The 22,979-nt window shown below is 43.3% G+C and carries 26 protein-coding genes; 22 read left to right on the forward strand and 4 right to left on the reverse strand.

Annotation, left to right across the window (positions count from 1 at the left end; all coding sequences use genetic code 11):
• Window positions 1–16: 16 nt before the first annotated feature.
• From ABDW33_RS13230 to ABDW33_RS13250, 5 genes are all read left to right on the forward strand, one after another.
• On the forward strand, window positions 17–772 hold the full coding sequence (locus ABDW33_RS13230) for a hypothetical protein (protein ID WP_343690542.1): 756 nt from the start codon (window positions 17–19) through the stop codon (window positions 770–772).
• Between the two features lie 70 nt (window positions 773–842).
• Window positions 843–1,718: a DUF3822 family protein gene (locus ABDW33_RS13235; protein WP_343690543.1), complete on the forward strand. Its 876-nt coding sequence runs from the start codon at window positions 843–845 to the stop codon at window positions 1,716–1,718.
• Window positions 1,709–2,260 carry an RsmD family RNA methyltransferase gene (locus ABDW33_RS13240; protein ID WP_343690544.1) on the forward strand — a complete coding sequence of 184 codons (552 nt, stop codon included), beginning with the start codon at window positions 1,709–1,711 and terminating at the stop codon, window positions 2,258–2,260. Before ABDW33_RS13235 ends, ABDW33_RS13240 begins: the two co-directional genes overlap by 10 nt.
• 7 nt (window positions 2,261–2,267) lie before the next feature.
• Window positions 2,268–2,738: a pantetheine-phosphate adenylyltransferase gene (gene coaD, locus ABDW33_RS13245; RefSeq protein ID WP_343690545.1), complete on the forward strand. Its 471-nt coding sequence runs from the start codon at window positions 2,268–2,270 to the stop codon at window positions 2,736–2,738.
• Window positions 2,739–2,756: 18 nt separating this feature from the next.
• Entirely contained in the window at window positions 2,757–3,188 is a 432-nt protein-coding gene (locus tag ABDW33_RS13250; protein ID WP_343690546.1) for a hotdog fold thioesterase, read from the forward strand.
• 60 nt (window positions 3,189–3,248) lie between these two features.
• Here ABDW33_RS13250 and ABDW33_RS13255 read toward each other — a convergent pair whose 3' ends face one another.
• Window positions 3,249–3,875, reverse strand: a complete 627-nt coding sequence (locus tag ABDW33_RS13255; RefSeq protein ID WP_343690547.1) for an NUDIX domain-containing protein — start codon at window positions 3,873–3,875, stop codon at window positions 3,249–3,251.
• 161 nt (window positions 3,876–4,036) lie between these two features.
• On the opposite strand from ABDW33_RS13255, the gene pyrE reads away from it, so the two are divergent.
• Window positions 4,037–4,675 carry an orotate phosphoribosyltransferase gene (gene pyrE / locus ABDW33_RS13260; protein WP_343690548.1) on the forward strand — a complete coding sequence of 213 codons (639 nt, stop codon included), beginning with the start codon at window positions 4,037–4,039 and terminating at the stop codon, window positions 4,673–4,675.
• 39 nt (window positions 4,676–4,714) lie between these two features.
• Window positions 4,715–5,092 carry a heavy-metal-associated domain-containing protein gene (locus tag ABDW33_RS13265; protein WP_343690549.1) on the forward strand — a complete coding sequence of 126 codons (378 nt, stop codon included), beginning with the start codon at window positions 4,715–4,717 and terminating at the stop codon, window positions 5,090–5,092.
• Window positions 5,093–5,161: 69 nt separating this feature from the next.
• Here ABDW33_RS13265 and ABDW33_RS13270 read toward each other — a convergent pair whose 3' ends face one another.
• Window positions 5,162–5,617: an LEA type 2 family protein gene (locus ABDW33_RS13270; RefSeq protein WP_343690550.1), complete on the reverse strand. Its 456-nt coding sequence runs from the start codon at window positions 5,615–5,617 to the stop codon at window positions 5,162–5,164.
• Between the two features lie 328 nt (window positions 5,618–5,945).
• Here ABDW33_RS13270 and ABDW33_RS13275 point away from each other — a divergent pair, with 328 nt between their 5' ends.
• Together ABDW33_RS13275 and ABDW33_RS13280 are read left to right on the forward strand one after the other, a co-directional pair.
• Window positions 5,946–6,578, forward strand: a complete 633-nt coding sequence (locus tag ABDW33_RS13275) for a WbqC family protein (RefSeq protein WP_343690551.1) — start codon at window positions 5,946–5,948, stop codon at window positions 6,576–6,578.
• Window positions 6,579–6,813: 235 nt separating this feature from the next.
• A complete protein-coding gene (locus ABDW33_RS13280) occupies window positions 6,814–8,211 on the forward strand; it encodes an arginine decarboxylase (protein WP_183288118.1) in 1,398 nt (465 codons plus the stop codon).
• Window positions 8,212–8,714: 503 nt separating this feature from the next.
• Here the strand turns inward: ABDW33_RS13280 and ABDW33_RS13285 are convergent.
• Together ABDW33_RS13285 and ABDW33_RS13290 are read right to left on the reverse strand one after the other, a co-directional pair.
• Window positions 8,715–9,554, reverse strand: coding sequence for a hypothetical protein (locus tag ABDW33_RS13285; RefSeq protein WP_343690552.1), 840 nt, complete (start codon window positions 9,552–9,554; stop codon window positions 8,715–8,717).
• Window positions 9,555–9,677: 123 nt separating this feature from the next.
• Window positions 9,678–10,145 carry an Hsp20/alpha crystallin family protein gene (locus tag ABDW33_RS13290; RefSeq protein WP_343690553.1) on the reverse strand — a complete coding sequence of 156 codons (468 nt, stop codon included), beginning with the start codon at window positions 10,143–10,145 and terminating at the stop codon, window positions 9,678–9,680.
• A gap of 231 nt (window positions 10,146–10,376) precedes the next feature.
• On the opposite strand from ABDW33_RS13290, the gene ABDW33_RS13295 reads away from it, so the two are divergent.
• From ABDW33_RS13295 to ABDW33_RS13355, 13 genes are all read left to right on the forward strand, one after another.
• A complete protein-coding gene (locus tag ABDW33_RS13295; RefSeq protein ID WP_072356791.1) occupies window positions 10,377–10,790 on the forward strand; it encodes a BrxA/BrxB family bacilliredoxin in 414 nt (137 codons plus the stop codon).
• A gap of 190 nt (window positions 10,791–10,980) precedes the next feature.
• A complete protein-coding gene (locus tag ABDW33_RS13300) occupies window positions 10,981–12,279 on the forward strand; it encodes a prolipoprotein diacylglyceryl transferase family protein (RefSeq protein WP_343690554.1) in 1,299 nt (432 codons plus the stop codon).
• A 2-nt stretch (window positions 12,280–12,281) separates the two neighbouring features.
• A complete protein-coding gene (locus ABDW33_RS13305) occupies window positions 12,282–12,710 on the forward strand; it encodes a hemerythrin domain-containing protein (protein WP_343690555.1) in 429 nt (142 codons plus the stop codon).
• A 388-nt stretch (window positions 12,711–13,098) separates the two neighbouring features.
• Entirely contained in the window at window positions 13,099–15,546 is a 2,448-nt protein-coding gene (locus ABDW33_RS13310) for an outer membrane beta-barrel family protein (protein ID WP_343690556.1), read from the forward strand.
• Between the two features lie 173 nt (window positions 15,547–15,719).
• The gene (locus ABDW33_RS13315) at window positions 15,720–16,289 is read left to right on the forward strand and encodes an RNA polymerase sigma factor (RefSeq protein ID WP_343690557.1); all 570 of its coding nucleotides are present in this window, start codon (window positions 15,720–15,722) and stop codon (window positions 16,287–16,289) included.
• Entirely contained in the window at window positions 16,289–16,840 is a 552-nt protein-coding gene (locus ABDW33_RS13320) for a hypothetical protein (protein WP_343690558.1), read from the forward strand. Before ABDW33_RS13315 ends, ABDW33_RS13320 begins: the two co-directional genes overlap by 1 nt.
• Complete coding sequence (locus ABDW33_RS13325; protein WP_343690559.1) at window positions 16,824–17,912, forward strand: hypothetical protein; 1,089 nt, start codon at window positions 16,824–16,826, stop codon at window positions 17,910–17,912. Before ABDW33_RS13320 ends, ABDW33_RS13325 begins: the two co-directional genes overlap by 17 nt.
• Before the next feature lie 35 nt (window positions 17,913–17,947).
• Window positions 17,948–18,664, forward strand: coding sequence for a head GIN domain-containing protein (locus ABDW33_RS13330; protein WP_343690560.1), 717 nt, complete (start codon window positions 17,948–17,950; stop codon window positions 18,662–18,664).
• A 171-nt stretch (window positions 18,665–18,835) separates the two neighbouring features.
• The gene (locus tag ABDW33_RS13335) at window positions 18,836–19,327 is read left to right on the forward strand and encodes a YajQ family cyclic di-GMP-binding protein (protein WP_343690561.1); all 492 of its coding nucleotides are present in this window, start codon (window positions 18,836–18,838) and stop codon (window positions 19,325–19,327) included.
• Window positions 19,328–19,487: 160 nt separating this feature from the next.
• A complete protein-coding gene (locus ABDW33_RS13340) occupies window positions 19,488–19,739 on the forward strand; it encodes a type B 50S ribosomal protein L31 (RefSeq protein WP_146966223.1) in 252 nt (83 codons plus the stop codon).
• Between the two features lie 72 nt (window positions 19,740–19,811).
• Window positions 19,812–20,981: a putative sugar nucleotidyl transferase gene (locus ABDW33_RS13345; RefSeq protein WP_343690562.1), complete on the forward strand. Its 1,170-nt coding sequence runs from the start codon at window positions 19,812–19,814 to the stop codon at window positions 20,979–20,981.
• A gap of 31 nt (window positions 20,982–21,012) precedes the next feature.
• Window positions 21,013–21,774, forward strand: coding sequence for a triose-phosphate isomerase (gene tpiA, locus ABDW33_RS13350; RefSeq protein ID WP_343690563.1), 762 nt, complete (start codon window positions 21,013–21,015; stop codon window positions 21,772–21,774).
• A gap of 203 nt (window positions 21,775–21,977) precedes the next feature.
• Window positions 21,978–22,589, forward strand: coding sequence for a 2'-5' RNA ligase family protein (locus ABDW33_RS13355; RefSeq protein WP_343690564.1), 612 nt, complete (start codon window positions 21,978–21,980; stop codon window positions 22,587–22,589).
• Window positions 22,590–22,979 lie beyond the last annotated feature (390 nt).

Genomic DNA, 22,979 nt, shown 5'->3' on the forward strand with positions numbered 1-22,979 from the left:
TGAAAAACTCCTTCCTATGTTGAATAAAGCACTGGTACTTGCTTTTGTATTACTCATTCAGGGGATTGCGTATGGACAAACAACTGACGAAATGATCGATCAGGCAAAGACCCTGGAAAAACAAATGAAAGAGGCAGCAGCACTGAGCCTCTATAAAGATGTGCTGAAAATCCAGCCAGATAACCTCCCGTCGCTGATCATGGCGAGTGAACTTTGTAGCCGTCAGGGCTATCGTGCCACCGACAAAGAAGAACGATTAAAAAACTATAACGATTCGAAAATGTATGCAGAGCAGGCGGTAAAACTGGCGCCTGAAAATGCAGATGCCAATTACGTAATGGCAGTCGCCATGGGACGCCAGGCACTGATAGCCGGCGCTAAAGAAAAAGTAACCGCTGCCAAAGAGGTAAAACGCTATGCCGATCTGGCCATCAGGTTCAATCCAAACTATGCAAAGGCCTACCTCGTGCTGGGGAAATGGAATATTGAGATGGTCAACCTGAGCACTTTGGAGAAAACCGCTGCCAAATTACTCTTCGGCGGTTTGCCGGAAGGCTCCCTGCAGGAAGCGATCAATAATTATGAAAAGTGTCGTAAACTCGACCCCTCCATTCTTTTAAATTATCTTGAGTTGGCCAAAGCCTACAAGCAAAACGACGAGCAGGACAAATGCATAGACGTGCTGAAGAAAGCCATGGGCCTGCGAAATGTGTTCCAGGATGATACCGGCATCAAGGCGGAATGCAAGAAAATGCTCGATGAGATGCAATAACCAGAATATAACATAGGGCTAAAAGTCGCTATTTTTGGTTATTATTGTGCCCATATCTAATGTATTAATAATGTCTGTGACGTATAACATACATCCTGCTTTTGCCGCGGATGATGCTTCGCTGCTTGAAACAGACCTCACTACCTGTCAGCTGCTGGTATTGGTGGGGAAAGGCTCCTTTAATTATGTGGTATACAACCCGGCTACCAGGAAGTTCCTGGCCCTGAAGTCGTACCGCTTTGCTCCCCAGAAAGCCACCATAGCAGATATCGAGGTGATCGAACAGGTGTTTGATACAGATAAGCTGCTTTTTACCAACTTCAGTGATGTATTGCTGGCATTCGATGGGGGCAACAGTACCCTGGTACCCGAAATGCACTTTGATCCTGCCATCAAAAAAGACTACCTGCACCTGATCTATCCTGAACAGGCACAGGAACTTGTAATGGCAGACACCATCTCCGACCAGCAGATGGTCAATGTCTACGCTGTAGACAAAGACCTGTTCGGGTTCCTGCGCAAAGAATTCTCTACCGATAAGTTTGCACATATGAACACCGGTTTGCTGAAAGGCTACCGTTTCGATAACGACTACTTAGAGCTGAACGGGATTATCTACCTTGATATTCAGCAACATAAATTTACGTTGACGGCTTACCGCTTCGGCAAACTGTTATTACAACAGGAAATGAATTCCCAGACCGGCCTCGATGTGGTTTATCACCTGATCAATACCATCCGGCAGACCGGACTGGACGAATCGCAGGTAAAAGTGAAAGTAGGCGGTCCTGTGACCCAGGATTCCCAGATCTACGAGGAACTGCGTCGTTTTGTTCCGAAACTGGAATGGGTACCCCGGCTTACAGGTTTCTGGTACATCAATAAAATGGAAGAAATTCCCGGGTATTATTTCAACAATCTTTATTCCCTGGCATTATGCGTATAATTGGAGGAGAGAAGGGGGGATTACGATTTCAACCACCCGCAAACATGCCTCATACAAGGCCCACCACCGATATTGCAAAAGGTGGCCTGTTCAATATCATCGAAAATAACCTCGACCTGCCTTCGCTGAAGACACTGGATATCTTTGGGGGCACCGGCAGCATCAGTTATGAGCTGAACTCCCGTGGCGTAGAAGACCTGACGATCGTGGAGAAAGACAATGAGATGGCAGATTTTATAAAAAGGACAGCGAAGGACCTGAATGTTCCCCTCAAGCTGTATAAAATGGATGTGTTCCAATACCTGAAGCAGTGTACAGAAAAGTACAACTTCATTTTTGCCGGCCCTCCATATGCCTTGACAACCATCGATCAGTTACCTATTCTTATATTTGAAAAGGAACTGCTGGAACCCGAAGGATGGTTTGTGCTGGAACATACTCCCCGTAATAATTACAAATCATATCCATATTACCGGGATGAAAGGAATTATGGCACCACCATTTTCTCCATCTTCATCAACCGGCCGGAACTGAAGAAATAATTACAACATGCAGCGTATTGCTTTATTTCCAGGTAGTTTTGACCCGATTACCCTGGGTCATACCGATATCATCGATCGTGCCCTGGATCTGTTCGACGAAATTGTGATCGGTATAGGTACTAATTCCAGTAAGACACCCATGTTCAGCCTTGAGCAACGAACGCAATGGATCAGGGATATCTACGCCCATACTCCGAAAGTGAAGGTGCTCACTTATGCTGGTTTAACAGCTAAGTTCTGCGGGGAGATCGGTGCGCGTTTTATATTGAGAGGCATCCGTGGTGTAGTGGATTTTGAATATGAAAAGGCGATTGCAGATGTGAACAGGATGATGGACAATAAACTGGAGACCGTATTTTTGAGTTGTACACCTAAATACTCTACGATTGCCTCCTCACTGGTACGAGATGTACTGAAGTATGGGGGAGATCCGACGCCGTTGTTGCCGGAGCAGGTGTTAAAACATATTAATCGTTAACTATTAATCAGCATAGCAATGAAACCTATCTGGCATTCCTTAAACGTATCCCTGGACCAGTTGAATGATAATGGGGAGAATACGATGGCTGCTTTTCTTGGAATGGAATTTACAGAAATTGGCCCTGACTACCTGAGAATGATGATGCCGGTAAATGAGCGTACCCGTCAGCCATATGGTTTATTGCACGGTGGCGCTTCGGCAGCACTGGCAGAAACAGTAGGAAGTGTGGCATCTGCGCTGATAATAGATCCGGCGAAACAATTTGCAGTAGGGCTGGATATCAATTGTAACCATGTAAGGGGCATCAGGGAGGGGTATGTACATGCCATAGCCAGGCCATTACATATCGGGGGTACCACGCATGTGTGGGACATCAAGATCTGTGATGAACACAATAAGCTGATTTGTGTAAGCCGGCTGACAGTGGCCATCCGGGATATTAAATAAAACTAACTGAATCAATCAGATATAACTAACAAAGAGACGGGGCGACCCGTCTCTTTGCTTTTATACAGCATAGCCGTCCAGGATAAACACTGCCTTAATGTTCAGGTAAGAGAACTTGAGATACCTGCCCAGGTGTTCCGGTTTGATCCATTGGATATCGACAATGCCTTCTTCGATCTGAGGAATGGTCAGTTCCGTACCTGTGAATTTCATTTTGTACCAGTAGGTGTGCTTTAATATTTTCTTTTCCTTATAGGTGTAATAATGGAAGGTTTCGGTGATCTTGTGCTCAATGTGCACGTTGTGCAGTCCTGTTTCTTCTCTTACTTCTCTTAAAGCACAGGTTTCCAGACTCTCTCCTTCATCCAGTTTTCCTTTCGGCAGGTCCCATTTATCATTTCTGAACATCATGAGTACTTCTTCTTCCGCATTGGTGATGAGACCGCCGCCGGCAACGAGTACAGTAAAGTAGCCTTTGATGGTTTCAAGCAATTCATGCGGATCGGGATGTATGAAGATAGCGGATTCGGATTTTCCCGTTTCCAGGGCCTGGAGGGTGGTTTCGATTGTATTTGTATCTGGTTCCGTGAACAGGGCTGCATCCTTATATTCGGCCGGTATAGCCTGATGGGTAGCCAGGATGAACAGTGGGCGTTCGTTGAGGTAAATAACAGTATCCTTTTGCATGGGGCAAAAATAAAGGAAAGAGGGGAATTAAATAATCGGGGGCAGATTTACCGGGAAAGTGAGCGTTGGCGGCATCGGTTGCTGAATTATTAACAGGAAATGTCGAAAAAGTTGACAAAAAGTTGCACGCTGTTACACTTAATTACGCAATTTTGCGGATTATGAATAAGATCAGCGAAAAACAGGTAGCAGAAAAACTGCTCCAGATACAAGCCGTAAAGTTAAGTCCGGCTGCTCCTTTCACCTGGGCATCTGGTTGGAAATCACCAATTTATTGCGATAACCGCAAAATCCTCTCTTATCCTTACGTGCGCGACTACGTAAAATCGGAGCTTTGCAACGTGGTATTTGAAACCTTTCCTGAAGCTGCTGTACTGGCAGGCGTAGCCACTGGTGGTATACCACTCGGTGCCCTCGTGGCTGACCAGCTGAAGCTGCCATTTATTTATGTAAGGGCCAAAGCAAAAGAACATGGTATGGGCAACCTCATTGAAGGCGTGCTGCAACCAGGTCAGCCGGTGGTCGTGGTAGAAGACCTGATCTCTACGGGTAAGAGCAGCCTGGAAGCTGTAAATGCCATCCGCGCAGCAGGAGGGGAGGTAATTGGTATGGTTTCTATCTTCAACTATGGTTTTGACGTAGCTGTGAAGGCATTTGAAGCGGTCGGAGTACCTTTTTACTCGCTGAGCAACTATGGAGCGCTGATAGAACTGGCTGCAGAGAAGGGTGTGGTATCCGCCGATGAGCTGGCCCTGCTGGAAGCCTGGAGAAGTGCTCCTGACCAATGGACTGGTAAATAAGCGAAGTTTTTGCTATATTAGAACTATAAAACGTAAAACATGCGTATTGTTAGATTAGTAATGGTATTAATGCTGGGCTGCTTTGGAATGACTGCCATGGCCCAGACAAAGAAAGGTACACTGGTGACTGCCAAGATCAGCACACCGACTGTACGTTGCGAACAATGCAAAAACCGTATTGAAAGATACCTGGCTGGAGAAGAAGGAGTACAATCTTCTAAAGTGGACTTCAGGAAGGGACAGACCACGGTAAAATTCTATAGCGATCGTACCAATATCGAAAACGTGAAGACAGCTATCGCAAATGCCGGTTATGATGCGGATAATGTGACAGCTAACGAAGAATCTTACAAGAAGCTGCCTACCTGCTGCAAGAAACCGGAAGATGGCGGTAACCCTGACAAAAAGAAAAATTAAGCGTTAGTAAGTAGATACAAAAAAAGCCACCGTGAATGTGGCTTTTTTTATTTTCTTTGCTGTAAGAACTTAAAAGAAGTTAAGTGGCTGTTTCGTCTCGCATTTTATCGGAAAAGGCAGAAAAACGCCCCCCTTACCAACTTTACAATTTCCCGAAGCCTTGATAGTCACTTCCTTATTCATGAGTGCGCCAAGCGCATTCTTAAATACATTTTCCATACTCACTTCCAGTTTAACAGGGAAGTAAAATGTATCCTTTGCAGGAATCATGATCATGGTGTCCTGGATGGAATGGCCGACCTGGGTATCATCAAAGTAAAGATCAAAATTCGCGTCTTTGAGTTTCAGGTTAAAACCGTTTGGATTGTAATATGCCAACGTCATCCGTACAATGCTCTTTTGAAAACCGAGATTGTCGAGACTGATGCCGGCGACTCTTACAAATTCCAGATCCTTGAACTTACCACAAGAGCTTGCCATGCCCCAGATCAGGAAAACGTAGATCGAAAGACGTAAATACTTCATGATGTCTATTTGGATTTCGCCAAAGTTAATGCATTTTCTTGCCGGCAAAAGACGATTTAACGTATTCTACATACTCCCTCTGTTTCATATTTTACTTGAAGTAATTATCCCCTGAAAATGAATGCAAAACCTACTAAACTATTTAGTAAATTTGCAGTTTTCCGATTTTGATAGTCAAGTGCGAGAATGCTAATAGTAATAGCATAATTTTTTAAATGCTATGAGCTGTTTAACAATTACTTATAATAAATTGTTAGACAATTATTCATAAGTACCTCCACTTCTTAAATTAAGAGACATCAGGCGATTAACATCAAAAATTGACATCATGGCAAATGAGACTAATCAAAAAACCTTATTGATTGAATCTCAATATTTTCCCAACTTATTCTTCTATAAAACTTTAATCAATCACGACATATTACTGATTGAGAAATACGAACACTACCAAAAGCTCAGTTTCAGAAACCGTTGTTACATTGCCGGACCTAATGGAAGCATCTTATTAAGTGTTCCACTGGCACGTGGAAAGAACCAACGAACGGTGATGAAGGATGTGAGAATCAGTAATGAAGAAAGGTGGCAGGCACAGCACTGGAAGACATTGGTTTCTGCATACCGTCGTTCCCCCTGGTTTGAATATTATGAGGAAGAGCTGGGCGAGCTGTACGAAAAGCCATTTGAATTTTTGATGGATTGGAACGAGGCCTGTTTCGAATGGGCGAATAAGGTAATTGGTGTATCCTCCCCTATTATTTACACAACGGAGTACCAGAAGGAATATACCGATCCGGGTGTAACAGACGCCCGGGATATCATGGTACCTGGTACTGAAAATGCGAAAACTGACCTGGTGGCGTACACACAGGTGTTCCAGGACAGGGTGGGTTTCCTGCCAAATCTCAGCATTCTGGACCTTATTTTCTGTGAGGGAAAACGTAGCTTGACGTTATTAAAATAAGGGAAAATTTACATATATAAAAGTATTTAACATATTGAAAGCGTTAGATTTAGCTTAATATCTAACCGTTTAAAAAAAAAAGAAACTTTTTGTCCGGCCAATTGGACAAAATATTTAGCTTTGCAACCAATTTTGCTGGGCTTTCAAGAACTGACGTAGGTGTGTAAACCAGGAGTTTTCCAGCGAGGGTTGTGATTGCTTTTTACTAATCCTTAAACATGTATCGCAGGTTTAAATGAACAGCACCTACACAGATCTCGTTAACCAAACCTTCGAGTTCCCCCAGGAAGGGTTTGACGTACAGGATAGCTACCTGGAATTTAATGGGGTGAATATTAAGGCGTTAATTGACAAGTACGGAACACCTTTCAAACTGACCTATCTGCCCAAAATTGGCATGCAGATCAATAAGGCCAAAAAGATGTTCCAGGACGCCATTAAGAAGAACAGGTATGATGGTAACTATTATTATTGTTACTGTACCAAGAGTTCTCACTTTTCCTTTATCATGGAAGAGACCCTGAAACACGGGATACACATCGAGACCTCTTTCGCATACGACATTGATATTATTACCAAGTTGTATGAAAGGAAGAAGATCAACAAGGAAACCAAAGTGATCTGTAATGGTTACAAGACCAAAGCGTACACAAAGGCTATTTCCAAACTGGTCAATACAGGGTTCAAAAATGTAATTCCGGTTTTAGACAATAAAGAGGAGCTGGAGGATTACCAGAAGTTCATCCGGACAAAGGAGCGGGTAAAGCTGGGACTGCGTATAGCAGCGGAAGAGGAACCTACCTTTGATTTTTATACCTCCCGTCTGGGTATACGTTCCCGCGATGTGCTGGAATTTTATATCGACAAATTGAAAGGTAATGAGAAGTTCGAGCTGAAAATGCTGCACTTCTTCATGAATAAAGGGATTAAGGACGACGTTTACTACTGGAGCCAGTTCAACAGAGTATTGCAACTGTACTGCCAGCTGAAGAAAATTTCTCCTGAGCTCGATAGTATTAATATAGGAGGTGGTTTTCCTATTAAGCACTCCCTGGGTTTTGACTACGATTACAATTACATGGTAAATGAGATCGTAGCGACTATCAAGAGTGTTTGTAAAAAGAACAAGGTACCGGTACCGGATATTTATACTGAATTCGGTTCGTTCACGGTGGGAGAGAGTGGTGCTGTGATCTATAGCGTAGTGGGCGAGAAGATGCAGAATGACCGTGAGATCTGGTACATGATCGATAGTTCTTTTATTACCACACTGCCTGACACCTGGGGTATCGGGGAAAAGTTCCTGATGCTACCCATCAATAAATGGGAACAGGAATATCAGGAAGTGCACCTGGGCGGTTTGACCTGCGACGGATATGACTTCTATACATCCGAAGAACATATCAATGCAGTGTTTCTGCCAAAAGTGTCTGAAGGGGAACCTTTGTATATCGGTTTCTTCCACACAGGCGCTTACCAGGATCAACTCAGTGGATATGGTGGTATCAAGCACTGCCTTATCCCGTCACCTAAGCACGTGATTGTTGGATATGATAAAAATGGACAGCTGAAAGATTGGTTGTATGCCAAGGAACAGACTGCCCAGAGTATGCTGAAGATTTTGGGTTATTAAAAAAATGGGTTAGTAATCCACTGACACACCCCGCGATTATTCGCGGGGTTATTTTTTTCTATTAGTTGCCTGAAATTTCCGGATAGATCCATGTTGTATTTATTCCCTGGAATGGATACCTGGTTCCGGCCTGCAGAATTGCCCCTATATCAATAGCGGTTTCCTACGCAAAGTTCCGGGAATAAAAAAAAGGCTCCCCCAGCAAATCAGAGAAGCCTATTTCATGGCATAGGTTTATCATCAAAAGCATAAAGGAAAATAAGACAAGTAGGGATATAAGGTACGTTTGTATAGGGAGGAATAAGACAACTTAACGTTGTGGTGTATCAGGAAAATAGTGTTCCTGTTCTACGATGATACAAAGATAGTCTGGCTGGAAGCATAGAAAAATACCCGAAAGTTGTAATTTTTTAACCTGTTTATGTCTCCAGGTTCCTTAAAACCGGTTAAATCCACAACTGTATTCATTTCGCAATGCTCACACAGACGTGTAGGCTGCGTACTCAGCTTTCTGATAGTTTCCCGTTGTCCAGGTAATCGATGGCACTCTCACATTGTTTTTCGATCTCCACGAGGCAGGCTTCCAGCAATTCCTTATTTCCATCCAGGTATTTGGATTTACCTGACCGGCTTAGTCCTTTCAGGATAATAAACTGTTTGGTCAGGTGCTGGTTGAGCAGGGAAGAGTGCTGTTTTTGTTTTTGCAGCGTAAGTTCATGCTCCAGCATAAAGATATTACGGTAGTGTTTGCCAAATACCCGCATCAGGAATAAAAGGTACAGAGCGGCATACAATGCCATGAATGGCGACAATTGTTCCGGGATGTAGCCATCTGAAACCGGGAATGCCAGGTGGTGAATTTTAATATAGGATACCAGGCCCAGGTAAGCACATAGCATACTGCCCAATATAAAGGTAGTCCTCCTGTTGATAGTGATATAGCAGAACAACAGGCTGAGCATCCAGGTAATCGTATATCTGGGTGATACATCCTGATTATTAAAAAACGACGATATCATGGGGAGGAACAGGGTGGCGAATGCGACCATGAAACTAACCATTTTGGGGGATGCCCCTTTTTTCAAAAGGAGCATTGCGCCAGGTAATATTAATATATAAACTGACAGTAGTAACAGGTCCGTGCTATTCTGATAATATAGTGCTATTAGCAGTTTAGGTATCAGCAGCAGTATATGAAAGAAGAGATAGTCAAAGATCAACTTGAGCCTACACTGCAATCTGGTGTTGGTGGTAACCTGTAAAGCGTTGCCTATCACTGCATTTTCAGTAGTGACGTATATCTTTCCCGCCAGGGATCGTATACTTTTAAATAGTTGAGGCATAGGCCATATGGTTATATGGCAAATTATCCCATAAAAACAGTATAACCCTTAAACGTTTGTGTGAATTATAAAAAAATCCCCCCTGTAAATACAGGAGGGATGTATAACTATTACGTTTAATCCTTATTCCACAACAATCGCTTTGGCAGCGGCTTGTATAGTTTCTTTCTTAGGCAGGACTAATTTGAGAATACCATTCTCGTATTTAGCCTGAATTTTTTCGGCATCAACTTGCTCATTGATGTTGAATGAACGTTTGAAAGAAGAACGGATACCAAATTCCTTACGGGTTTGTTTGGGTGCTTCGTCCTTGTTTTCAGCAGCTTTTTCTGGTTTTTCGGCACTGATGGTCAGGGCTTTGTTTTCTACATTGATCTTAATTTCTTCTTTTGCCCAACCTGGCACCAGGAGTTCGATGGTATAACCATCCTTGCCTTCGTAAATATTTACAGGGGGATGAGCGCCAAAAAAGTCGTTGGTTAAGAAATCGTCTTTCAGGGCTTGCTTGAATCCATTATTATTAAAAATCTCTTCTACTAAACCGCCAAATGCTTTAGCTGCAGGATGCTGATTAAATTTTACGTATGTCATGGTTTTATGAGTTTTAGTTTTTGTTTTAAAAATTTGAACGATTAGGTATAATCAAATGGAATACCATGGCATAAAAACTGCTATTTTGTTAGGGAATGGCCGACTGTGTAGGACAAAAAGTCTGATTGTGCTTGTTTTTAACGACAAAAAGTCATATTCATTCAAGTTTTTCTATTTATCCGCTGATTGTTTAACTTTGTAAAAATTGACGAACAAAAAAATTATACTCATATGTATCCAGCAGCACTAGTAATGCCTATGAAGGCAGAGTTAACAGATAACGGTTTTGAAGAATTGCTGACACCTGATCAGGTAGATGAAACATTAAAAGGTGCTGGTACTACACTGGTGATGATCAACTCTGTATGTGGTTGTTCTGCTGGTAGTGCACGTCCAGGTGTATTAATGGCGGTTGCGCACAGCGAAAAGAAGCCGGACAGACTGACTACCAGCTTTGCGGGTTTTGATACAGCTGCTATTCAGCAGATCCGTACTCACCTGCTGCCTTATCCTCCATCTTCACCTGCTATCGCACTGTTTAAAGATGGACAGTTGGTGCATTTCATTGAGCGTCACATGATCGAAGGTCGCCCTGCACAGATGATCGCAGCGAACCTGGTTGATGCGTTCGAACAATATTGTTAAGATCAGCTTACGTAAAGTGTAGAATGCCTGGCGCTAAATATATTTGAATTTTGTGTCAGGCATTTCACATTAAACGTAAATATGATTTGGAATTTGCGATTTTTACAGCTTACTTTGGTGGTTTGATTTTCCTTCCTGACTAATTCGGCTTTGTTCATAGGAAAACTCAGATCACCAATTTTTTTTGGCTATGTATCCTAATTTATATTACGCATTCAAGGACCTGTTAGGTGTAGAACTTCCTTTCTTAAAACTGTTTCAGACCTTTGGCTTTTTTGTAGCCATTGCATTCCTTGCAGCTGCCTATACCTTAACCAGTGAGTTGAAAAGGAGAGAGCGCCTTGGACTATTGAAGGCTGTCTCTGAAAAAATTACAAAAGGCAAACCAGTAAGTACATCAGACATTCTCATTAATGGTGTAATCGGTTTTATTCTCGGTTTTAAAATCATTGGAATTGTAGCTGACTGGGAGAATGTTTCTCAGGACCTGCAATCTTTTGTGATGTCTGCCAGGGGGAGTTTCATAGGCGGTATTATCGTAGGTGGCATTGCTGCTTACCTTAAATATAGGAGTGGTCAGAAGGCGAAAGCTGAAAAAGAGGTAACCGTGTCTGAACTGGTATATCCTCACCAGCGGGTGCCTGACTTCACTGTGATGGCCGCTGTAGCTGGTCTGATCGGGGCAAAGATTTTTCATAACCTGGAAAACTGGGGCGACTTCATACAGAATCCGATCGAGTCCCTGCTCTCGTTCAGTGGTCTCACCTTCTATGGTGGTTTGATTGTAGCGAGTATTGTGATTATTCGCTATGCCCGCAAAAAACAAATTAATGTATTACATCTTATAGATAGTGCTGCACCGGGACTTATGTTGGCTTACGGTGTTGGGCGTATGGGGTGTCATTTCTCTGGTGATGGTGACTGGGGTATTTACAACAGCGCTTATGTGACGGATACTACCGGGCATGTAACACAGGTGGATCCCTCCAGGTTCCAGGAAGTACTTAAAGCCAACGAGCAGTTCTTTGCCCGCCAATATGGTGGCCTGGAGCACATTCCCCACGCCGCATTTGCCAAACCGCAGGGGCTCAGCTTCCTGCCAGACTGGTTCTTTGCATATGGCTATCCGCACAATGTAATTAATGAAGGGGTACTGATGCCAGGATGTACAGGCAGGTATTGCAGTGTGCTGCCAATTGCTGTATACCCAACAGCACTCTACGAGATTATCGCATGCCTGCTGTTGTTTGCATTATTATGGAGTATCCGCAAAAAGATCAAAGTACCGGGTATGGTTTTCGGTATCTACCTGATCCTGAACGGCGTTGAGCGTTTCTTTATTGAGAAGATAAGAGTGAACACTAAATATGATATTTTCGGATTTCACCCTACCCAGGCTGAAATCATTTCTACACTCATGGTAATAGGCGGAGCTGTGTTGATCTGGTATTGCCGTAAACTTTATACTTCGGCTAAAACCATATCCTGAACATGCAACGTCATTCTACTTTAGTGCCTCTCTCGCAGGAGCACCAGCGTTTATTATTCGTATGCCGCTATCTGAAAAACGATGCTGCTCCCTATGAAGGCTTTCCACTTGAAACTGATGCAAAACTGGCATATATCGTAAAAGTATTTCAGGAAGTAATGGTGCCACACATCCAGAAAGAAGAATACCTCTTTGAATTGTGCCAGGGCAAAAATGCAGAAATAGATCACCTGCTCAGTGAACTGCACCAGGAGCATTCCATTATCTCCCGCATGTACAGCGCGCTGACCGTTACAGATGAAAAAGACATGATTCCTGCACTGGATCTACTCGCCCGCAGCCTGGAAGATCATATCCGCAAAGAAGAAAGAGTTTTCTTCGAGAAAGTACAGCAGGAATTGCCCGATGTACTGGATAGCATCAAATGGTAAAATTGAACGTACTTGATAATAAAATCGCTTTTACTATGAGTAGAGGCGATTTTTTTTTGCAACCTTTTCACTCTTCTCTCGTCTCCTATACATAGAGTGAGTAACTCCCTTCTGACTTTTAGAGCCGGCTGCGTCCACATTTTTCCCGGTGGTCAATGTATAATAATAGATAGTATAGGTGGATGCTCCCCACTGGCTTCGACAAAATTTTACCAATCATCCCTTTCTGGCGACCGTTTATGTAAAGTTATGTACTATGCAATACAAACTACCTACCTTTACACTGTAGTTGATAAACAAAGGAACTAGATTAATAAAGGTTCTATATTATCAACTGCTATCCAACTTAATAAAAAACAGAACGTTAGACATCCTTAATCCGCCTTATATGAAGACAGTAGCTTTTATTTTATCAATCATGACCCTGGGTTTTGCTGCGCAGGCCCAGACTCCTGGTTCCGGAAAAGTGACCGGCCAGGTAGTTCAGACCGGTGATAAGCCCGTAGAGTTTGCCACCGTTACATTACTGAAAGCATCCGATTCCTCCCTGGTAAAAGGAGCGATCGCAGATATAAATGGTAAATATGAAATCGAACCGGTAAAAGAAGGGAAGTATCTCGTAGCTGCTGCTTATGTAGGTATGACCAAGGCATATAGCCAGCCATTCGAAGTAAAAAATTCACCTGTTAAAGTGAGCGCCCTCACCCTGAGCACTGATACCCGCAACCTGAAAGCCGTAAACGTGACTGGTAAAAAGCCATTCGTAGAACAGCGCGTAGACAAGATGGTGGTGAACGTTGAAAACAGTGTAGTAGGAGCAGGCGCCAATGCCATGGAGGTGTTGGAAAAATCACCAGGTATCACTATAGATAAAGATGATAATATCAACCTGAAAGGTAAAAACGGGGTTGTTATCATGATTGATGGAAAGCTCACCAACATGAGTTCCCAGGACGTTGCCGCGCTGCTGAAATCCATGCCCAGTAGCAATATTGAGCAAATAGAACTGATCACCAATCCTTCCGCCAAATACGATGCAGCAGGCAACGCCGGGATCATCAATATCAAACTGAAGAAGAACAATACCGTAGGTACCAATGGTAGCCTTGCCCTGGGTGGTGGCTATGGCGCGACACCTAAATATAATGGTAGTCTGAACCTGAACCATCGCAATGCCAAATACAATGTGTTCGGTTCTTACAATTACAATCACCGCCAGAATAACCAGACGTTGCTACTATATCGTAGTTACCCTGCAGAAGGAAAGGTGAATGTATTCGATAACAGGAACACACACAACCAGACGTCTGACTACCATGGTGCCAAAGTAGGGGTAGATTATTTCATCAATAAAAATCACACCATTGGTGTAATGATAGATGCAGGGCTGAGAAACTATACCATGCCTTCTAGTTCTGTAACACAGATTGGTAGTATCGGAGAAGTCGATTCAACCTTGCGTACAGATTCAAAAAACCCTGGTGACTGGAACAGGATGGCTTATAACATCAATTATAAAGGTGTACTGGACACTACCGGCAAGGAACTGAGCATCGACCTGGACTATGCACGCAACCATGACAGCAAGCGCTTAAATACTTTCTCAAACGTGTATGATGCCAGTGGTAAAAACTTTAACCATGGTGATACTACCCGTAATATGCAGCCGTCAACAATCGAAATCAAAACTTTTAAAGCTGATTATGTCAATCCATTGAAACACCAGGCCAAACTGGAAGCAGGGGTGAAGCTGAGCTTTGTAAAGTCTGACAACGATGCACGTTTTGACTCTTTGCGATACAATAACTGGGTGTATGATTATAACCGCTCCAACCATTTCATCTACAAAGAAAATGTAAATGCCGGCTATATCAATTTCTCCAAACAGTTTAAGAAATTAACATTGCAGGCAGGTCTGCGTGGTGAGCTGTCGCACATTGAAGGTAACTCAGTGACCATTTCCAAAGTGACAGATACCACTTACTTCAACCTGTTCCCAAGTTTGTTCATGAGCTACAACCTGGCAAAAGATCATCAACTGGGCATTTCTTACAGCCGTCGTATACAGCGCCCGGATTACGAAGACCTGAACCCCTTCGAATTCTATCTGGACAGGTATACCAAGATTGCAGGCAACCCTTATCTGAAGCCATCTTATAGCAACAATTTTGAAGTGAGTCATACCTTTAAACAGTTCCTGACTACTTCTGTAGCCTATGCACATGCATCTGATAAAATGACACAGGTGGCAGAGTCAGAGAAAGATCCGGCAACCGGCGATACCTCCATCCTTCGCTACAGGTACCTGAACATTGCTAAGTCTGACAACTTCACCTTTAGTATTTCAATGCCTTTCCCGATCACCAAATGGTGGAACAGTTACACTTACCTGCAGGCATTGTATGCGAAATATTCAACTGTCGTAGATAATAATCTGGTGAATGTGGAATCAGGTGGTTTTATGGGCCGTACCCAACACACATTCACACTGCCTTGCGGTATCACAGCAGAAGCTACCTTCTTTTATCTGTCGTCTCAGATTGCAGATGAAGGTTTAATGAGAATGAAGCCTATGTATGCACTCGATTGTGGATTGTCTAAATCCATCCTGCATAAAAAAGGTAGTCTGAAGCTGACCGTAAATGATGTATTTAATCAACAGCGCTTCCGCGGCACCTTTACCAACGCCGGTCGCTTTATGTCGGTAGATTCCAAATGGGAATCAAGACAGGTTCGCCTCGCCTTCAATTACCGCTTTGGTAATATGAATATCAAGGCTGCCCGCAATCACAAGACCGGCCTGGAAGATGAACAAAACCGTGTGAAGAGCAACTAACACCGGCCTGTTTTTTAGGTACATATAAGGATGGATGGGACGTAACCACGGGGTTACGTCCTTTTTTTGAACCATAATTGCTTGATTGATAGGTATTTGACTGCTTTTAACGCCAGTTTTCCTAAAATAATCCCATCAGCGGTGCAACCTTTTTTAAAAATATTGTCTTTATTATGCAAGCATCAGCCAACAACTTGAATCAGACTATAATAACAGATCACCTGGTAGCCCAGTGCAAAAAGGGAGATGTTCGCGCATTTCGCGAGCTGTACAATGCTTATTCAGAAGCTATGTACAATATCTGTTTGCGTATGACCGGCAACGCGGCTGATGCTGAAGATACACTGCAGGAGGCCTTTATGCAGGTATTCCGGAACATTGACCGCCTTGAAAATGCGGGTAGTGTGACAGCCTGGATCAAAAGGATCGTGGTGAATCACTGTTTAAGTCACCTGCGTAGAAAGAAAGTGTATTTCGAAGAAGTAGACAATATAGAAGTCGCCGAAGAAAAAGCAGGAATGGACGAAGATAGTTTTGCATGGACAGTGTCCGCTATCAAAGATGCCATACAGGGATTGCCGCATGGTTACCGTACAGTGCTGAATCTCTCCATCTTTGAAGAATACTCCCATAAGGAGATTGCTGTCATGCTGGATATATCGGAGTCTACTGTGAAAACGCAGTACATGCGTGCAAAAGACAAAGTGCGGCAGATCATTAAACAAAAAAATGCAATACGCTGATGCCAGAACAGAGTTTTGAGGAATTTATCAGGCAACACCGTTCAGAATTTGAGCAGCCCGGACCCAGACCCGCATTGTGGGATAAACTGGAGAAGGAGCTGGTACCACAGAAAAAAGGAAAAGTGTTGCAAATGTTGGGGCGCAATTGGCTCAAAGTAGCAGCAGTACTGGTACTGGTGGTAAACACTTTCGTGATCTTCCAGTTCCTGCAAATGAAAAAGCAACAGCAGGTAGCTGTTGTCTCGCCAGAGTTGCAGGAAGCCGGGATCTACTATACTTCCCAGATAGAAAAGCGCCTGTCGGAAATTAATGCCTATCCACCAGCTGTAGTAGGATTGGATAGTGCAACCCGCAAAGAACTGGAACTGCGTAACGATACTTATAAGGTGTTGGAAGCAGAACTGATACAGAATCCGGGTAATGAAAGAATCAAAGCAGCCATGGTCCGCTATTATCAGCTGAAGCTGGACCTTCTTGATAAAATACTTGATGAGTTGAGAGAGAAACAGCCCGTTAAGCAAAAGCAGTCAAACTATGAAAGAGAAATGTAAAATATTACTATTACTGTTATTGCCGGTAATGGCATTTGGTAAGAAGGGTGACAGCGAGTTCAAACGTGTTATATCGAAAGATTATGCGAATGGAAGTAATTCGGCACTGTCTATTTCAAATAAATATGGTAAGATCATTATCCATACCTGGAAACAGAACCATGTGAAAGCGACTATTACCATCACAGGTTTTGGAAAGAATGCAGGTGAAGCACAGAGCTCCGCAAATATGGTAGACATTGATGAGAGCAATTCCAACGGAGAGATCGCATTGCAAACCAGCTATCATCCGCTCGGCACCACGGGTAAACTGTTCAACTGGGGAGCCAAAAGAGATAGTAAAGATTACGTGAATATTGACTACGAAGTCTACGTGCCGGAAGATCTGCGCAAACTGGCGCTGGACAATAACTTCGGAGATGTATTCACCGATGTGCTGAGTTTTCCCGCTACCATTGGCATGAATTACTGTACCTACGATATCAGGGAAGTACAGAAGTCTTTAACCCTGAATATGAATTATTGTGATAAAGGCCGCATTGGCAAAGCAGATGCGCTGACAATACATGGTAATTATTCCAACCTGAAATGTGAGAGTGTTGGTGCATTGTATACACGATCCAATTACTCAGAGTATGAGTTGGGTACAGTCAACTTGCTGGATGCAAGGTCTAATTACGATGATTATAAGGTAGCAAAGACCAACTCAGTTAACATCACCTGCAATTATTCAGATTTTACGATCGGAGAATTACACGCGGATGTCAATGCAAAGCTGGTCTATGGAGACCTGAAAGTGAAGAGTGTTGGCAATAATTTCAAAGGTGGGGTAATCAGCCTGACTTATGCCGACGTGAAATTGCAGGGGTTACCAGCCCGTATACCATTGCAGTTTAAAATCGCGCTACACAGTGGTGATGTCCACAACAGCGGGCTGGCTATGAAAAGTGAGAGCACGGTGAAGAAAGCTTCCAACACGAACTATACTGCGATTTCTGCCAATGGTAGTGAGCAGTCGCCTGCACTCATCATCAATGGTACATACAGTGATGTTTCCTTTGGTACAAACTAATTCCATCCCTTATAAAACTTTTAAATAACACTATTATGAAAACAACAGCTATTGCATTCCTGATGCTCGTGTGTGCCAGTGTGAATGTATTCGCACAGAGAGAACGTATAACAGGTAGCGGTAATATCAAAAAAGAATCAAGATCTGCCTCTTCTTTTAACAGTATTGCAGCTTCTGGTAGTTTCAATGTATACATTACACCTGGTGCAGGAAGTAACATTGAAATAGAAGCAGACGATAATCTGCTGCCTTACATCGTAACGGAAGTAGAAGGTGGTGAGTTGAAACTGCATTGGAAGAAGGGATACGAGCTGAAACCTACACAGAAAATTACTGTAAATGTGAGCATGGCCGAAGTGAAATCCCTGGCAGCAAGTGGTTCCGGCGGGTTTTATAGCAAAGGTACACTCAAGGGAAATAAAGTAGAGCTGGCGATCAGCGGTAGCGTTATAATAGATATGGATCTGAAGGCGGAAAAGCTGGAAGTAGGTGTATCTGGTTCTACCAAGATTGCGCTGAAAGGCGATGTAAGCAAGGTAGAATATGGCATTTCAGGATCAGCGAGTGTAGACGCCCTGAGCTTGAAATCAGAGATCGTTGAAGTAGGGGTATCAGGTAGTGGTGATCTGGCGGTGAATGTAGAGAAGAAACTGGACATCAGTGTATCTGGTGGTGCGAAAGTTCGATACAAAGGTAATCCTTCCATTAACCAGTCTTCTTCAGGCTCCTCAAAGGTGACAAAGATAGACTGATAAGAAAGAGAGTTGTTGGTCGCTTGTAGATTCAAGTGACACTGTTCCCTGCCTAGGAAGGGAATTACCCCGGGAAACGTCCCGGGGTTTTTCTTTTTATAGGCCACAATGGTCGCTATGTCCTAATTCATATTTATATTTGCCTTCTGTCACAAAAAAAATTACTCAATTATGCCATCCTTTGATATTGTTAGCAAAGTGGATACACAGACACTTGACAACGCGATAAATACGGTAAATAAAGAAATCACTAACAGGTACGATTTCAAAGGCTCTCATGTCAATATTGCCCTCAATAAAAAAGACCTGAGTCTGGCTATTGAAGTAGAGAGCGAAATGAAGCTGGACCAGGTGATAGACGTACTGATCAGTCGTACGATCAAGCAGGGACTGGATGCGAATATTTATGACCTGACCAAGGAACACTACCAGAGTGGTAAAGTGGTAAAAAAAGATATTACCGTACGTAATGGTATCAAGCAGGAGGATTCCAAGAAGATCGTAAAAATGATCAAAGACTCAGGTGCGAAGGTACAGGCCGCCATTATGGACGATATCGTACGCGTAACAGGCAAGAAAAGAGATGATCTTCAGGAGGTTATCCAGTTACTGAGAACGGGCAATCTGAACATCCCGCTCCAGTATGTGAATATGAAAGATTAAAATAATTCAGCTTAAAAGTCTGGAAATTTAAAATAAATGTTTACCTTTGCAGCCTGTATTATAAATATTGGTATGAAACCTAGCATTAGCGTTCATCAATTGTCGAAGAATGAATATGCGCGGTTGCATCTGGTAAAAAACAAAGAAAACTAAAATTCTGATGAAACAGGGAATCCATCCGGAAAGTTACAGGTTTGTAATATTCAAAGATATGTCTAATGGACATACTTTCTTGAGCAAGTCTACTGCTCCTACCAAAGAAACTTTAAAGTGGGAAGATGGTAATGAATATCCATTGATCAAGCTTGAAATTTCCAATACTTCACATCCTTTCTATACCGGAAAGAACGTGCTGGTGGATACAGCAGGTCGTATCGACAAGTTCAACAAACGCTACGGAAAGAAAGCCTAGTACAGGCCTGTCAAATAATTTAATGAGAATCCCATCGACTTTTTCGATGGGATTCTCTATTTTTATCCCCTTATGGAGCGGCGTTACATTCTATTTGATACTCCTGCACGGGATTTGTTGTACCCTTTTACTCATACCCGGCCGGTAGCGGCCATCCGTGTAGGGATACTTACCATAAGAGAAAAATGGGAGAGGTGGCTAAATGCCAGCGCCAGCTTCCAGACCCTTCCTTATTTGCAGGAGAAATTTCCCCTTCAATCGACGACAGTTGAGGATCAGTGTGTGCTGATCAATGGACATATACTTCCAGATCTTTCGCTGGTTACTGCTATTAATGCGCTGGAGACAGGGCAGGAGCTCTACAGGGATCATGTGCTGCTGGCAAAAGTGGTGCGGGGTGGAGATGGGGACTTCAATGCCTCCGGCAATCGGTTGGACTATCAGGAATCAGTACAGCAGCTGACGTATCCATGGGATATTTTTCGGCTAAATGATAGTGCTTTGCGGCAGGACTTTTCCCTGCTTACGGCAGGCCGTACTTCTGCCCCGATACCTGCTTCCAACCAGGTGAGCGGTGCAGAAAACATCTTTCTGGAGCCGGGAGCCGTGGTGGAACACAGCGTATTGAACGGGAATACAGGACCTATCTATATCGGCAAGGGGGCGGAAGTCATGGAAGGCTGCCTGATCAGGGGGCCACTGGCTCTTTGTGAAGGAGCGATGCTGAAAATGGGTACCAAAATATATGGTGCTACCACCCTGGGGCCAGGGAGTGTCGGGGGAGGCGAGATAAAGAATGTGGTAATGCTGGGATATTCCAACAAAGGTCATGATGGCTACCTGGGAGATGCCGTGCTGGGTGAATGGTGCAACCTGGGGGGGAATACAACCAATTCAAACCTGAAGAATAATGCCAGCACAGTGCGGGTCTGGGTAGAAGCCAGGAACGGGACCGTCGCAGCCGGCACCAAGTGTGGATTGATCATGGGCGATTACAGCCGCAGTGGTATTGGAACAATGTTTAATACCGGCACTGTAATTGGCGTTTCGTGTAATATCTTTGGAGGCGGGTTCCCGCCTAAGTTTGTGCCTTCCTTTTCATGGGGTGGAGTCGCCACCGAAACATACAGGATACAGGAAGCATTGCGGGATGCACGGCAATGGATGCAGTTCAAAGGACAACAGCTGGGCGACGTAGAGGAACGCTTGCTCAGGGCTGTATACGCAGCAGTAAAATCTTAGATTCAATATATCATTAACAATAGCGATAAACATGAGAAAAAAAATCGTTGCAGGAAACTGGAAAATGAACCTGACCCTGGCACAGGGTGAGCAACTGATCAATGACGTACTGGCGGCTGGCCTGCATCTGCAGGAAGGTCAGGAAGTAGTATTTGCTACCCCTTTCCCATATCTGGTAAAAGCAAAAGCATTAATCAGGAACAATCCTGGTTTTTTCCTGGCTTCTCAGAATAGCGCGTCAGAAAAATCTGGTGCTTATACCGGCGAGGTATCAGCAGAAATGTTGCAGTCTGTAGGCGTAGACTATGTGATCCTGGGTCACTCTGAAAGAAGAGAATACTTCCAGGAAAGCAATGCAGTACTGGCTAAGAAGATTGACCTGGCACTGGCAAACGGTTTAAAACCTCTGTTCTGTTGCGGAGAGCCACTGGAAGTGAGAAAAGCTGAAACCCAGAATGAGTTTGTTGCAAAACAACTGGAAGAAAGCCTGTATCACCTGACAGAAGAACAGCTGAAGAATGTTGTGATCGCTTATGAGCCAATCTGGGCGATTGGTACGGGTCTGACTGCAAGTGCAGCACAGGCACAGGATATGCATGCATTCATCAGATCACAGATCGCTGCTAAATATGGCCGTGAAGCTGCTTTGAATATCTCTATCCTGTATGGTGGTAGTGCAAAGCCTTCAAACGCTGTAGAACTGTTCTCCTGCCCGGATGTGGATGGTGGACTGATCGGTGGAGCATCACTGGTAGCAGCTGATTTTGTAGCAATTATCAAAGCACTGGCATAAGCCAATTACATATTTATTCTACGCCGGTATAGTAGCTGATTTATAAGGCTGCTATACCGGTTTTTTATGCCAGCGGCTGCTATGTTTTTTAGTAATTTAGAAATAAATACTAAATAAATTAGCAAATTAAAAGTAAAGGTTTTATATTTGTAATGTCAATATTCAAATAACCAATACACTTTAAGTTCAAAACTTATTTGGTTATGATTACAAATAATAACGTTATTCCTGAACAGGAATCATTGTATGACTACTTATTAGTAGTTAATCCCGGTACTCATATCAACAATGATGTAATGGCTTTAAAGCGGATGGTCGCACAGGAGCTGGGTATTACGACTACCCAATTCTCAGCGGCTAATATCAGTCTCTTCCGCTCTGTATTTCCAGTGCGTTTTGAAGATGACTTTGTCACCTTGTTAGATAATATTGCCGGCAAACAATCAGGTTTTACCTTGTACACATCACGGTTTGATCATTTCGAGCAGCAGCACGACAAGCGTACGATCTTTATCAATGTGGCGAATCCTAAGCCTATCGTTGAGTTGCACAAGCGGATCTTGCAGGAATTCGATATTAAATCTACTCCATATAAACCGCATATTACAATTGCAAGAGGAATGAATACGCGTGAGTTTGATCAGGTGTATGATCATTTTTACAACCAGGTATTTGTGCGCAGTTTTCAATGCAAGAGTTTTATGTTATTACGGAAACCAGCGGCAGGCGGGCAGTATGAGATGGTGAAGGAGTTCTTATTTGGTGATGAGGCAATGAGAGGAAGTGAGCATACATTGTTCAATTATGCAGCGTAAGTAGTAAAGGAGCGCAGTAGGCGGAGAAATGCAGTTAGATGGCAATAGACGTGATAACGTGATAGAAGATGATTTGTATTTGTCAGATAATGGACATTGTCTTTATGCATGCTGATTTATTGTCTTTATGCATCCTCATCGGAGGATGGTCATGCATACTTACTCATTGGGAGTGTGATCATGCATGCTCATTGGAGGATGGTCATGCATACTTACTCATTGGGAGTGTGATCATGCATAGTCATTGAAGGATGGGTGTGCGTACTTACCCACTGGGTGTGTGATCATGCATAGTCATTGAAGGATGGTCATGCATACTTACTCATCGGGAGTATGATCATGCATAGTCATTGAAGGATGGTCATGCATACTTACTCATCGGGAGTATGA

The organism is Chitinophaga sp., assembly GCF_039596155.1.
Classification (GTDB): domain Bacteria; phylum Bacteroidota; class Bacteroidia; order Chitinophagales; family Chitinophagaceae; genus Chitinophaga.